The 12508-nt window shown below is 61.0% G+C and carries 13 protein-coding genes; 8 read left to right on the plus strand and 5 right to left on the minus strand.

The features are described 5' to 3' along the window. Positions 1-82: 82 nt before the first annotated feature. Positions 83-1360: a 4-aminobutyrate--2-oxoglutarate transaminase gene (gabT, locus tag AOA60_RS10420; RefSeq protein ID WP_032884867.1), complete on the plus strand. Its 1278-nt coding sequence runs from the start codon at positions 83-85 to the stop codon at positions 1358-1360. Between the two features lie 82 nt (positions 1361-1442). On the opposite strand, the gene AOA60_RS10425 is transcribed toward gabT, so the two are convergent. Next, a complete protein-coding gene (locus AOA60_RS10425) occupies positions 1443-2444 on the minus strand; it encodes a sensor domain-containing diguanylate cyclase (protein ID WP_099584355.1) in 1002 nt (333 codons plus the stop codon). Positions 2445-2632: 188 nt separating this feature from the next. After that, complete coding sequence (desA, locus tag AOA60_RS10430) at positions 2633-3817, minus strand: delta-9 fatty acid desaturase DesA (RefSeq protein ID WP_099584356.1); 1185 nt, start codon at positions 3815-3817, stop codon at positions 2633-2635. A 166-nt stretch (positions 3818-3983) separates the two neighbouring features. Here desA and dibA point away from each other — a divergent pair, with 166 nt between their 5' ends. The 6 genes from dibA to AOA60_RS10460 all read left to right on the plus strand — a co-directional run bounded on the left by dibA (position 3984) and on the right by AOA60_RS10460 (position 10201). Continuing rightward, the gene (gene dibA / locus AOA60_RS10435; RefSeq protein ID WP_099584357.1) at positions 3984-5897 is read left to right on the plus strand and encodes a phosphodiesterase DibA; all 1914 of its coding nucleotides are present in this window, start codon (positions 3984-3986) and stop codon (positions 5895-5897) included. Positions 5898-6176: 279 nt separating this feature from the next. Next, a complete protein-coding gene (gene oscA / locus AOA60_RS10440; protein WP_003170956.1) occupies positions 6177-6359 on the plus strand; it encodes a sulfur starvation response protein OscA in 183 nt (60 codons plus the stop codon). Positions 6360-6425: 66 nt separating this feature from the next. Continuing rightward, positions 6426-7436, plus strand: coding sequence for a sulfate ABC transporter substrate-binding protein (locus AOA60_RS10445; RefSeq protein WP_027607869.1), 1011 nt, complete (start codon positions 6426-6428; stop codon positions 7434-7436). A 76-nt stretch (positions 7437-7512) separates the two neighbouring features. After that, positions 7513-8331 carry a sulfate ABC transporter permease subunit CysT gene (gene cysT, locus AOA60_RS10450; protein WP_064450147.1) on the plus strand — a complete coding sequence of 273 codons (819 nt, stop codon included), beginning with the start codon at positions 7513-7515 and terminating at the stop codon, positions 8329-8331. A gap of 13 nt (positions 8332-8344) precedes the next feature. Next, positions 8345-9217: a sulfate ABC transporter permease subunit CysW gene (cysW, locus tag AOA60_RS10455; protein ID WP_099584358.1), complete on the plus strand. Its 873-nt coding sequence runs from the start codon at positions 8345-8347 to the stop codon at positions 9215-9217. A gap of 3 nt (positions 9218-9220) precedes the next feature. After that, entirely contained in the window at positions 9221-10201 is a 981-nt protein-coding gene (locus tag AOA60_RS10460) for a sulfate/molybdate ABC transporter ATP-binding protein (protein ID WP_099584359.1), read from the plus strand. Between the two features lie 65 nt (positions 10202-10266). Here AOA60_RS10460 and AOA60_RS10465 read toward each other — a convergent pair whose 3' ends face one another. After that, positions 10267-10794 (minus strand): DUF962 domain-containing protein, encoded by a 528-nt coding sequence (locus tag AOA60_RS10465; RefSeq protein WP_099584360.1) that lies wholly within the window; start codon positions 10792-10794, stop codon positions 10267-10269. Positions 10795-10877: 83 nt separating this feature from the next. Between AOA60_RS10465 and AOA60_RS10470 the strand changes: the two genes are divergently transcribed. Beyond that, positions 10878-11564, plus strand: coding sequence for a Crp/Fnr family transcriptional regulator (locus AOA60_RS10470; protein ID WP_099584361.1), 687 nt, complete (start codon positions 10878-10880; stop codon positions 11562-11564). On the opposite strand, the gene uraH is transcribed toward AOA60_RS10470, so the two are convergent. Together uraH and AOA60_RS10480 are read right to left on the minus strand one after the other, a co-directional pair. Next, on the minus strand, positions 11559-11969 hold the full coding sequence (uraH, locus tag AOA60_RS10475) for a hydroxyisourate hydrolase (protein WP_099584362.1): 411 nt from the start codon (positions 11967-11969) through the stop codon (positions 11559-11561). The two genes, AOA60_RS10470 and uraH, sit on opposite strands and share 6 nt — an antisense overlap. Before the next feature lie 22 nt (positions 11970-11991). Next, positions 11992-12465 (minus strand): heme-binding protein, encoded by a 474-nt coding sequence (locus AOA60_RS10480; RefSeq protein ID WP_099584363.1) that lies wholly within the window; start codon positions 12463-12465, stop codon positions 11992-11994. Positions 12466-12508 lie beyond the last annotated feature (43 nt).

Consider the following 12508-nt stretch of genomic DNA (forward strand, 5'->3'; position numbering starts at 1 on the left):
GATCATCGCATGCTGCCGCAGTTGCCTCCCCGCCACGTATTCCTTGAACCGCGCCACCCGATGAGTGGCGAATGAGGACTTTATGAGCAAGACCAACGCATCCCTGATGAAACGCCGCGAAGCTGCTGTACCACGCGGTGTTGGCCAGATTCACCCGATTTTTGCCGAATCCGCAAAAAACGCCACCGTGACCGACGTTGAAGGTCGCGAGTTCATCGACTTCGCCGGCGGTATCGCCGTGCTGAACACCGGCCACGTGCACCCGAAAATCATCGCCGCCGTGACCGAGCAACTGAACAAGCTGACCCACACTTGCTTCCAGGTATTGGCCTACGAGCCGTACGTAGAAGTGTGCGAAAAGATCAACGCCAAGGTGCCAGGTGATTTCGTCAAGAAAACCCTGCTGGTCACCACCGGTTCCGAAGCTGTCGAAAACGCCGTGAAAATCGCCCGTGCCGCCACTGGCCGTGCTGGCGTGATCGCCTTCACCGGCGCTTACCACGGCCGCACCATGATGACCCTGGGTCTTACCGGTAAAGTCGTGCCTTACTCGGCCGGCATGGGCCTGATGCCTGGCGGCGTGTTCCGCGCGCTGTACCCGAACGAGCTGCACGGCGTGAGCGACGACGATTCCATCGCGAGCATCGAACGCATTTTCAAGAACGATGCCGAACCGCGTGATATCGCTGCCATCATCATCGAGCCGGTGCAGGGCGAAGGCGGTTTCTACGTCGCGCCTAAATCGTTCATGAAGCGCCTGCGCGAGTTGTGCGACAAGCACGGCATCCTGCTGATCGCCGACGAAGTGCAAACCGGTGCCGGCCGTACCGGTACCTTCTTTGCCATGGAACAGATGGGTGTTGCCGCCGACCTGACCACCTTCGCCAAATCCATCGCCGGTGGCTTCCCGCTGGCCGGTGTGTGCGGCAAGGCTGAATACATGGACGCCATCGCGCCAGGTGGCCTGGGCGGCACCTACGCCGGTAGCCCGATTGCCTGCGCCGCTGCGCTGGCGGTGATGGAAGTGTTCGAAGAAGAGCACCTGTTGGACCGCTGCAAGGCAGTGGGCGAGCGCCTGGTGACTGGCCTCAAGGCTATCCAGGCCAAGTACCCGGTGATCGGCGAAGTCCGTGCCCTGGGCGCGATGATCGCCGTCGAGCTGTTCGAAGACGGCGACAGCCACAAGCCGAACGCCGCTGCCGTTGCCTCCGTGGTGGCGAAGGCGCGTGACAAGGGCCTGATCCTGCTGTCCTGCGGCACCTACGGCAACGTGTTGCGCGTACTGGTCCCGCTGACCTCGCCGGACGAGCAACTGGACAAAGGCTTGGCGATCATCGAAGAGTGCTTCTCCGAGCTGTAAGCCCGGCGCCTACCTCGATGTAAAAAACCCGCCTCGGCGGGTTTTTTTATGAAGGCCACTTCTGAACCCCTGTGGGAGGCATTCAGCCAGCGATGACGCGGTTCTTGCCCTGGCGTTTTGCCTCGTACATGGCGGCATCGGCGCGGGCGAACAGGCTATCCAGGGTCGAGTCTTCCTCAGTCAGGCTGGCCAGGCCCTGGCTGATGGTGACGCTGAACGCCTGGCCTTCGAAGCTGAAACTCAGCGCCTGGATCTCTTTGCCCAGGCGCTCGGCCACTTGCAAGGCCATCTCAGGCGCGCAACCGGGCAGTACGGCGGCGAACTCTTCGCCACCAATGCGTCCGAACAGGTCGCCTCGGCGCAGTACCCCACGCCCGCTCTCGGCAATACGCCGCAGCACCTGGTCGCCCTCCAGGTGGCCATAGGTGTCGTTGACGTCCTTGAAATCATCAATGTCCAGCAACAGGAAGGCCAATTGCGCGCCTTGGGCACAGGCGGTGTCGAAGGCCTGGTTGGCGCATTCGAAGAAGTGCCGCCGGTTGCTGCTCTGGGTCAGCACGTCGGTGGTGGCGAGGCGGTGCAGTTCCAGTTCCAGCTGCTTCTTTTCGGTGATGTCTTCGGCCATGCCGACCACGATCACCGGCTCGCCGGGCTCGACCTGCTGGTTGATGTAGCACTTGTCACTCAGCCAACGGATCTGCCCGTCGGCGGTGATGATGCGGTACTCGCGGTCTTCTACGGCGCCTTGTTCCAGCACACGGGAAAGGCTGTGTTCGGCGTAGTCGAGGTCTTCCGGGTGAATGCTGTTGCGCCATTCCCGATGATCGGCGAGCAGCAAACCGGCGGAACGGCCGAATATTCGCTCGTAGGCCGGGCTCACATAGAGCACGCGCCGGGTCTCCCAATCGATGGCCCAAAGCACGGCATTCACGCTGACCAACAGCGAGCTGAGCAGTTGTTCGCGTTCGCTCAGCCGTTCGACTTCGCCCTGGGCATGCACCAGCGCCAGCAGGGTTGCAGCCGCAGCCGGACGTGGAGGGTCAGCGGTTGGGGTGTCGTTAACTAAGGGCTTTTCGAGAACCATCGGCACAACTCTCTCTGGGCGCGCCGCAGGATGGAGCAGCGGTCACAACAAGGGGCCACCATGATGGCGAAGTGTTCATTGAGAGAGGGTAAATGCGATGAAGTTCCATGAACGGTGCCGATTGGCGGTGCCCGGATAATGACGCCAAAAAGAGGGTGCGTGGGAGAGCAAGCCCTCCCACGGCACTGTCAGACCGCCGCAGGACGCAGCGAATAGGTCTTCAATTGGTGGGCAAAATCCCGCAGGGACTGGATGCCGCTCGCTTCGGCCTCGTGCACCCATTCCTTGATGGCGGCGAGCATATCGTGGCCGTTGGTGCTGGTCTTGAGCCAGATCTGCTGCAGCGCCAGGCGCTTTTCATAGATCACTTTCAAGGCCTGGCTGTGTTCCAGCATGCTTTGGATACGCAGGTGATGGCGGTCATCCAGCAGGCTGGTTTCCCGCGACAGCAGACGCTTGGCCCGGTGGAACTGGTGACGCACCGAATGATCGACCTTTTCCAGTTCCTGCTTGACCAGCGGGCCGATCACCAATTTGCGGTACTGGGCCATGATCTGGAAGCGGTTGTTGAGGATCGCCATGGCGGTGTCCATGTCCAGACTGCCTTTGCCCTCGACGCGATGGGCAATCGGCGCCACGCGCTGGACTTTGGCCAGGCGCAGGAAGCTGAACAGTTTGATCCACGCCCAACCCAGGTCGAACTCCCACTTCTTCACCGACAGCTTGGCCGAGTTGGGGTAGGTGTGGTGATTGTTATGCAGTTCTTCGCCACCGACGATGATGCCCCACGGCACCAGGTTGGTCGCCGCATCACGGCATTCGAAGTTGCGATAGCCCACCGCATGGCCCAAGCCGTTGATCACGCCGGCGGCCCAGAACGGAATCCACATCATCTGGATCGCCCAGATGGTGATGCCGATGGTGCCGAACAGCAGCAGGTCGATCACGCCCATGATCGCCACGCCCAGCAGCGGGTACGGGGTGTAGATTTTGCGTTCGATCCAGTCGTCCGGGCAGTTCTTGCCGTAGATGCGCAGGGTCTCGGGGTTTTCGGCCTCGGTGCGGTACAGCTCGGCGCCTTTGCGCAGCACGGTGGACAGGCCTTTGATGACCGGGCTGTGCGGGTCATCGACGGTTTCGCACTTGGCGTGGTGCTTGCGGTGGATGGCGGTCCACTCGCGGGTGTTCTGCGCCGTGGTCAGCCACAGCCAGAAGCGGAAGAAGTGTTTCAGGCCGGCATTGAGCTCCAGGGAGCGATGGGCTGAATAGCGGTGCAGATAAACCGTGACCCCAACGATGGTCACGTGGGTCATCAACAGAGTGACTGCAACCAGTTGCCAGGCTGACAGGTCAAGAAAACCGTTGTACCACATAGGCTGTATGGCCCTCTGATAAAGAAAAAAACAGCACCCGCATTATCACTGGCTTTAAGGATAAAACCAGTCACCGTTTCAGATAAGACTTACAAGGTGTTTCCTATTCTATAATCCCGACGCGTTGTAGGGCGATTCTGGTTTTTTAGTAAGGACTACTGGCCATATGCTGTTTTCATACCGAGGGGCCCTGCGTGTGGGGCTGGTATACCTGCTGGTTTCCATCGCATGGCTCCAGTTCAGCCATTACGTATTGATCAACTTTCTCGATGAACCGTGGGAGTTGGGGCGATGGCTGCAGGTGCGCGGTTATGTGTGGGTAGCCCTGAGCACCTTGGTCATTTACCTGTTGTGCGCACGCTTCGCCCGGACCCACCAGTTGCAGCAACCCCTCAAGGAAAACCGCGAGCGCCTGCGCCAGGCGGCGGCCGTCTTCGACTGCACCCGCGAAGGCGTACTGGTCAGCGACGCTAACGGCCTGATCGTGCATGTGAACCGGGCATTCATCGAGATCACCGGCTACCAGCGCGAAGACGTCATGGGTCAGCAGCCCAGCCTGCTGAAGTCCGGGCGCCATTCGTCGAGTTTTTACCAGCAGATGTTCCAGACCCTGGAACACACCGGTGAATGGAGCGGAGAAATCTGGAACCGACGCAAAAGCGGCGAGATTTACCCACAGTGGCAAACCATCCGGGTGATTCACGATGACCAGGGCCACGTCAGCCATTACGTTGCGGTGTTTTCCGACATCAGCGCCATCAAGGATTCCGAGCACGAGTTGGCGCACCTGGCGCACCACGATCCGCTGACCGACCTGCCCAACCGTCTGCTGTTTACCGACCGCGCCGAGCAGGCGCTGGCCTCGGCACAGCTGCACAAACGCGGCTGCGCCCTGCTGTTGCTGGACCTGGATCACTTCAAGATCATCAATGACAGCCTTGGCCATAACGTTGGTGACCAGTTGCTCAAGCTGGTGGGCGAGCGACTCAAGACGCTGTTCGGCCCCGGCGTGACCCTGGCGCGCCTGGGCGGCGATGAGTTCGCGGTGCTCGCGGAAAGTTGTTCACAGGTGGTGCAGGCAGCGGCGTTGGCGCAGCGCATGCTGGACGTGATGAAACAGCCGTTCACCTTTGACGGCAATCAACTGTTTATCAGCGCCAGCATCGGCATCAGCCTGTTTCCCAATGACGCCCTCAGCGCAGAGCAACTGCTGCGCAACGCGGACTCCGCGTTGTTCAAAGCCAAAAGCGCGGGCCGCGAAGGCTACGCCTTGTACACCGAAGAACTCACCGCCCACGCGCAGAACCGCGTGGAAATCGCCAGCGAACTGCGCCGCGCCCTCGACCAGCAGGAGTTGCGCGTCTACTACCAGCCTGTGCACGACCTGCATAGCAGCCGCCTGGTCGGCGTCGAAGCGCTGGTGCGCTGGCAGCATCCGGAACGCGGCCTGGTGCCGCCGGGCGAATTCATCCCCATCGCTGAACGTACCGGCTTGATTGCCGATATCGACGCCTGGGTAATGGAGCAGGCCTGTCGCCAGATGTGCCAATGGCTGGCCGACGGCGTGGCGCTGAGTTTTATCGCGATCAACGTGTCCAGCCGCCTGTTTGCCCGGCGTGAACTGTACGAGCAAGTCGCCCAGGTGCTGCACGATACCGGCCTTGATCCGGCTTTCCTGGAGCTGGAAGTCACCGAAAGTGCAGTGATGGATGACCCTGAGGTGGCCCTGGAACAACTGCACCGCCTGCGCGAACTGGGTCTGCGCCTGGCTATTGATGACTTCGGCACCGGCTATTCCTCCCTGCTGCGCCTCAAGCGCCTGCCGGTGCAGAAACTCAAGATCGACCAGGGTTTTGTCGCCGGGTTGCCATGGGATGAAGACGACGCCGCGATTGTGCGCGTGGTTATCGCGTTGGCGAAAAGCATGGGCATGCAGGTGCACGCCGAGGGCATCGAGCAGGTGGAGCAGGCGCAGTTTTTGTTGGAGCAGGGCTGTGACCTGGGGCAGGGCTATTGGTTTGGGCGGCCGATGCCGGCGAATAAAATTGACTGGGCGTGCGCCCCCACTATCCAGCCTTGAAATGCATTCAAAATGTGGGAGGGGGCTTGCCCCCGATAGCGGTGCCCCAGTCACAGAGTTGTTGGCTGAAAGATCGCCATCGGGGGCAAGCCCCCTCCCACATTTGGCTATGTGCACGGCTTAATCCCTTCGCAACCTCGTGCCCCTGCAGAAAATTCTTTCTGGTTATATAAACATTCTTAAATAGTATTTTTAAGAATATCCGCGCTTATCTACTATCGCCCTACGCCGCAAGCAGTGCCGCCACTGCGAGGCACTATTCATTTCAGGAGCGAGACCATGAGCGCATCTCTACGTAGCGTCGACGGCCAGGACGAAGCAGCCATTTTGCGTGAGATCCAGAGCGCCCTACGCGATCTGCGGTTTGGCGCGGTGGAAATCACTGTGCATAACGCCCAAGTGGTACAGATCGAACGCAAGGAAAAATTCCGTCTGCAGAATCCGGGTAACAAACCGAGCTGAGCAACCACGGCGATAGACCCCGTCACTATAAGAAAAAGCCAATACCCAAGAATTCTAGGAGCTTCTATGTCGTCGATTCGCCGTTACGCCCTGGCCGCCCTGGCCAGCGCCGTGTTTGCAGGTTCCGCTGTTGCCAAGGACTACGAGTTGCTCAACGTCTCGTACGACCCTACCCGTGAGCTGTACCAGGATTACAACGCTGAGTTCACCAACTTCTGGAAGCAGTCCCACCCAGGCGACACCGTCAAGATCCAGCAATCCCACGGTGGCTCGGGCAAGCAGGGCCGCGCCGTGATCGACGGCCTGCGCGCCGACGTAGTGACCCTGGCCCTGGCCGGCGACATCGACGAAATCGCAAAACTGGGCAAGACCCTGCCGGAAAACTGGCAGACCCGCCTGCCGGATGCGAGCACCCCGTATACCTCGACCATCGTGTTCCTGGTGCGCAAGGGCAACCCTAAAGGCATCAAGGACTGGGGCGACCTGATCAAGAAAGACGTTTCGGTGATCACGCCAAACCCGAAAACCTCCGGCGGTGCGCGCTGGAACTTCCTCGCCGCCTGGGCCTATGGCCTCAAATCCGGTGGCAGCGAAGCCAAGGCCCAGGAATACGTGAAAGAGTTGTTCAAACACGTGCCGATCCTCGATACCGGTGCACGCGGTTCGACCATCACCTTCGTCAACAACGGTCAGGGTGACGTGTTGCTGGCCTGGGAAAACGAAGCCTTCCTGGCGCTGAAAGAAGACGGCGGTGCCGACAAGTTCGACATCGTCGTACCGTCCCTGTCGATCCTCGCGGAGCCGCCAGTGGCCGTGGTCGACAAGAATGCCGAGAAAAAGGGCAACACCGAGATCGCTACCGAATACTTGAAACACCTGTACAGCCCGGCTGGCCAGGAGATTGCGGCCAAGAACTTCTACCGCCCACGCGATGCAAAAGTGGCCGCCAAATACGCCCAGCAGTTCCCGAAACTGGACCTGGTGACTATCGACAAAGACTTCGGTGGCTGGAAAACTGCCCAACCGAAATTCTTTAACGACGGTGGCGTGTTCGACCAGATCTACACGGCGCAGTAAGCCGAGAAATACACACCCACCGAGCCCGCATTCACCTGCGGGTTTTGTGTGTCAGTTCCGCTAACCAAGGACTCTTATGTCGCGTCGTATTTCCCCCGTCATACCCGGCTTCGGGCTGACGCTGGGCTACACCGTGGTGTACCTCAGCCTGATCGTACTGATCCCCCTCGCGGCGATGTTTGTCCACGCCGCTCAACTTACCTGGGATCAGTTCTGGGCCATCATCTCCGCACCGCGTGTGTTGGCGGCGTTGAAGTTGAGCTTCAGCACCGCGCTCTACGCCGCGCTGATCAACGGCGTCATCGGCACGCTGCTGGCCTGGGTGCTGGTGCGCTATACCTTCCCCGGCCGCAAGATCATCGATGCGATGATCGACCTGCCGTTCGCCCTGCCCACCGCCGTGGCCGGTATTGCGCTGACCGCGCTGTACACGCCGACCGGCCTGGTCGGCCAGTTCGCCGCTGACCTGGGCTTCAAGATCGCCTACTCGCCGCTGGGTATCACCCTGGCGCTGACCTTCGTGACCCTGCCGTTCGTGGTGCGCACGGTGCAGCCGGTACTCGCCGACATCCCCCGGGAAATCGAAGAAGCCGCCGCCTGCCTGGGCGCCAAGCCGTTGCAGGTGTTCCGTTACATCCTCGTCCCCGCGCTGCTGCCCGCCTGGCTCACCGGCTTTGCCCTGGCGTTTGCCCGTGGCGTCGGTGAGTACGGTTCGGTGATTTTCATCGCCGGCAACATGCCGATGAAAACCGAGATCCTGCCGCTGCTGATCATGGTCAAGCTTGACCAGTACGACTACCGCGGCGCCACGTCCATTGGCGTGTTGATGCTGGTGGTTTCCTTTGTCCTGCTGCTGCTGATCAACTTGTTGCAGCGGCGCATCGAACGTCCATAAGGAGGCGCGGAACATGTCCCAATCGTCTATTTCCGCCGCGTCCTCGGCCAACGCCGCCCGGCGTGGCAGTGCGGTGTCGCGACGCATCCTGATCGGCCTTGGCTGGCTGGTGTTTTTCCTGTTCCTGTTGCTGCCGCTGTTTATCGTGGTGTCCCAGGGCCTGAAGAACGGCCTGGGTACGTTCTTTAGCGCAATCCTGGAGCCCGACGCGCTGTCCGCGTTGAAACTCACGGTGATCGCCGTATTGATCTCGGTGCCGCTCAACCTGGTGTTCGGCGTCAGCGCCGCCTGGTGCGTGAGCAAGTACTCGTTCCGTGGCAAAAGCATCCTGGTGACGCTGATCGACTTGCCGTTCTCGGTTTCGCCGGTGATCGCGGGCCTGGTGTACGTGTTGATGTTCGGCGCCCAGGGCTTCTTCGGCCCATGGTTGCAGGAGCATGACATCCAGATCGTGTTCGCCCTGCCGGGCATCGTGCTGGCGACCATCTTCGTCACCGTGCCGTTCGTGGCCCGTGAGCTGATCCCGCTGATGCAGGAGCAGGGCACGCAGGAAGAAGAGGCCGCACGCCTGCTTGGGGCCAATGGCTGGCAGATGTTCTGGCATGTCACTGTGCCGAACATCAAATGGGGCCTGATCTACGGCGTGGTGCTGTGTACCGCGCGGGCCATGGGTGAGTTCGGCGCGGTGTCGGTGGTGTCCGGGCACATTCGCGGCGTGACCAACACTTTGCCGCTGCACGTCGAGATCCTCTACAACGAATACAACCACGTTGCCGCGTTTGCGGTGGCCAGCCTGTTGCTGATCCTGGCGCTCTTCATCCTGCTGCTCAAGCAGTGGAGCGAGAACCGTATCAACCGCCTGCGCAAAAGCGCCGGTGAGGAATAAGTCATGTCGATCGAAGTCCGTAATGTCAGCAAGAACTTCAACGCCTTCAAGGCCCTGAACAGCATCAACCTGGACATCCAGAGTGGCGAGCTGGTGGCGTTGCTGGGCCCGTCCGGCTGCGGCAAGACCACCTTGCTGCGCATCATCGCCGGCCTGGAAACCCCGGATGACGGCAGCATCGTGTTCCACGGTGAAGACGTCTCCGGCCACGACGTGCGTGATCGCAACGTCGGGTTTGTGTTCCAGCACTACGCGTTGTTCCGCCACATGACCGTGTTCGACAACGTCGCGTTCGGCCTGCGCATGAAGCCCAAGAACCAGCGCCCGAACGAAACCCAGATCGCGGCCAAGGTTCACGAACTGCTGAACATGGTGCAACTCGACTGGCTGTCTGATCGTTACCCGGAACAGCTCTCCGGTGGTCAGCGCCAACGTATCGCCCTGGCCCGCGCCCTGGCGGTCGAGCCCAAAGTGCTGCTGCTCGACGAACCCTTCGGCGCCCTCGACGCCAAAGTGCGTAAAGAACTGCGCCGCTGGCTGGCGCGCCTGCACGAAGACATCAACCTGACCTCGGTGTTCGTGACCCACGACCAGGAAGAGGCCATGGAAGTCGCCGACCGTATCGTGGTGATGAACAAGGGCGTGATCGAGCAGATCGGCTCACCGGGTGACGTCTATGAAAACCCGGCCAGCGATTTTGTGTACCACTTCCTGGGTGACTCCAACCGCCTGCACCTGGGGGAAGACAAGCACGTACTGTTCCGCCCTCACGAAGTGTCGCTGTCGCGCCATGAACTGGAAGATCACCATGCGGCCGAAGTGCGTGATATTCGCCCGCTGGGTGCGACCACGCGGGTGACGCTGAAGGTCGAAGGCCAGCCCGAGCTGATCGAGGCCGAAGTGGTCAAGGACCACGACAGCCTGACCGGTCTGGTGCGTGGCGAGACCCTCTTTTTCAAACCCAAGGTATGGCAAAAAGCCTGATAACCCCGCATACCCAATGTGAAAATGGGAGCCAATGTGGGGAGGGGGCTTGCCCCCTCCCACATTTAGACCTCGCTTGGCTTTAGATCGCGGCGCGCCACCGGGCCCGAGCGTTTCTCAATGTTCGCCTTCAGGTCCTGCCTCAACCCCAGCAAAAACGCCATCTCCGCCACCACAAACAACGGCCCCACGATCAACCCCGACACGTCGTCCACAAACGCCGGTTTCTTGCCTTCGTAGTAGTGCCCGACAAACTGAATCACCCAGCCCACCACAAACATGCCGATACCGCTGCTAAGCCACACCAGCGTGCTCTGCGCCGCCAACTCATGCCCGGCCCATACCGACAACCCCATCAACACCGTCATCAGCACGCCCAAGGCCAGTTCGAGGCGCAGGTAAAACCATGCCGAACACAACGCCACGATCACCGCCGGTGAAATCCACAGCCCCCCAATCGTCCATTCGGGACGCGACAGCAGCACGGCCACCGCCACCACAATCAGCGGGATACCAATGAAGTGGCTGGCGATATTGCGTGGGTCGCGGTGGTAGGCGGCGTATTGGCTGAGGTGGTCGACGAGGCTTTTCATTGTTGTTCCTCCTGTAGGATGTTTGATCATGCCCTGTCAGCCAGCGCCTGACTGTCAGCTGGGCGACAATCTTCGGAGTTCTCATGGACGCAGAGAAATGGCACGCCCGCCTGGCCAGCGGCCACTGGTTCAGCCAGCTGCCGGTAGCGCTACAGCGTAGTCTGTTGGCAGCGGCGCGGCTGCGCATGCTTACGGCGGGACAGTGCCTGTTCAAGCGCGGCGACCCGCCTTGTGGCCTGTACGCGGTGCTCGAAGGCGCGGTGCGCATCAGCGCGGTGAATGCCCAAGGCAAGGAAGCGGTGTTGAGCCTGGTGGAAACGCCTTACTGGTTCGGCGAAATCTGTCTGTTCGATAATCTGCCGCGCACCCACGATGCCCTGGCGATGGGGCCATGCACGTTGTTGCAGGTGCCGCAGGCGGCGATGCTCGGCATTCTCGAAGACCATCCGGCGTATTGGCGCGACGTGGCCCTGTTGATGAGCCACAAACTGCGCTTGTCGTTGATCAACATCGAACAGATGAGCCTGATGCCCGCGTCCGCGCGCCTGGCCCATCGGTTGCTGATGATCGCCGAGGGGTACGGCGAAATAGACCAGGCGCGCCGCACATTGCAGCTGCCCCAGGAGGACTTGGCGGCGATGCTGGGCCTGTCGCGCCAGACCACCAACAGTCTGCTCAAGGCGCTGGAGCAGCAGGGCATCATCGGCCTGGGTTATGGCGCGATTGAGATCCTCGATCTCAAAGGCCTGCAGCAGGCTGCGGGCCTATGAACCGCGATACGTCGAGAAACCGTAAGGGCTGAGCAGCAGCGGGATGTGGTAATGCTGGTCGGCCTGTTTGACCTGGAAGATCACCGGCACTTCAGGGAAAAACGTCTCGCGGTTGGCCTTTTTGTAGTAGTCGCCGGTCTTGAACACCACGCGGTACTCACCCGGCGTCATGCTGCGGTTGGCGGGGAACAGTTCGGCGATGCGCCCCTGCTGGTTGGTGACGCCTTCGGACAGTGACTGCCATTTATCGCCCACCTGCTGCTCCAGGGTGACGCTGACGCCGGCAGACGGCAGGCCGTTTTCCAGGTTGAGCACGTGCACGCTCAGGGGGTTGCCGTCGGCCAGGGCCAGTGTGCACAGGCTGCTGAGGCTGAGGGCGGCGAGGGTCATGCGGAGGGTTTTCATCAAGCGATCCTTTAGAGGGGAATCAGAGGGAAGTTTTCAGGCCCAGTTGCCCGGCGGCCTGTACGCCACAGGCTTCGTCCTGCGCGGCGCCACCGGCACCGGCGATGCCCAGCGCGCCGACCAGTTCAGACTCGGCAAACAGCGGCACGCCGCCGCCGAGCAACAGCAACTCGGGCAAGCTGTTAAGGTTGGCGGCCTCGGGATTGTTGCGCGCACGCTCGGCAAACAGCCGCGTCGGGGTTTTGGTTGATAGCGCGGTGTACGCCTTGCGCTGGCTGGCGAGGCTGTTGTGCGGGCCGACGCCGTCGGCGCGCAGGCTCAGCAGCAGGTTGCCGCCACGGTCCAATACCGTCAGCGCGGCGCTGCAGTGGGCAAGGCTGGCGTCGGCCAGTTGGCGCGCTGTGTGCAAGTCGAGGTCGGCATGGCGTGGCAACTGCGGTGCAGCCAGCGCGCCGGTACAGATGGCGAGGCTCAGGAACAAGGCATGGCGGGACATAAAGACGACTCCGGAAAACAGGCCGCCACCCTAGCCAGTCAAC

Origin of the sequence: Pseudomonas sp. 2822-17, assembly GCF_002742485.1 — a bacterium.
Classification (GTDB): Bacteria; Pseudomonadota; Gammaproteobacteria; order Pseudomonadales; family Pseudomonadaceae; genus Aquipseudomonas; species Aquipseudomonas cyclaminis.

Excerpts from the sequence above, each read along its gene's own strand:
- cysT (WP_064450147.1), top strand. The coding sequence starts at position 7,513 with ATGTCGCGTCGTATTTCCCCCGTCATACCCGGCTTCGGGCTGACGCTG.
- AOA60_RS10480 (WP_099584363.1), bottom strand. The coding sequence starts at position 12,465 with ATGTCCCGCCATGCCTTGTTCCTGAGCCTCGCCATCTGTACCGGCGCG.
- AOA60_RS10425 (WP_099584355.1), bottom strand. The coding sequence starts at position 2,444 with ATGGTTCTCGAAAAGCCCTTAGTTAACGACACCCCAACCGCTGACCCT.
- AOA60_RS10445 (WP_027607869.1), top strand. The coding sequence starts at position 6,426 with ATGTCGTCGATTCGCCGTTACGCCCTGGCCGCCCTGGCCAGCGCCGTG.
- AOA60_RS10460 (WP_099584359.1), top strand. The coding sequence starts at position 9,221 with ATGTCGATCGAAGTCCGTAATGTCAGCAAGAACTTCAACGCCTTCAAG.
- cysW (WP_099584358.1), top strand. The coding sequence starts at position 8,345 with ATGTCCCAATCGTCTATTTCCGCCGCGTCCTCGGCCAACGCCGCCCGG.
- gabT (WP_032884867.1), top strand. The coding sequence starts at position 83 with ATGAGCAAGACCAACGCATCCCTGATGAAACGCCGCGAAGCTGCTGTA.
- AOA60_RS10465 (WP_099584360.1), bottom strand. The coding sequence starts at position 10,794 with ATGAAAAGCCTCGTCGACCACCTCAGCCAATACGCCGCCTACCACCGC.
- uraH (WP_099584362.1), bottom strand. The coding sequence starts at position 11,969 with ATGAAAACCCTCCGCATGACCCTCGCCGCCCTCAGCCTCAGCAGCCTG.
- oscA (WP_003170956.1), top strand. The coding sequence starts at position 6,177 with ATGAGCGCATCTCTACGTAGCGTCGACGGCCAGGACGAAGCAGCCATT.
- dibA (WP_099584357.1), top strand. The coding sequence starts at position 3,984 with ATGCTGTTTTCATACCGAGGGGCCCTGCGTGTGGGGCTGGTATACCTG.
- AOA60_RS10470 (WP_099584361.1), top strand. The coding sequence starts at position 10,878 with ATGGACGCAGAGAAATGGCACGCCCGCCTGGCCAGCGGCCACTGGTTC.
- desA (WP_099584356.1), bottom strand. The coding sequence starts at position 3,817 with ATGTGGTACAACGGTTTTCTTGACCTGTCAGCCTGGCAACTGGTTGCA.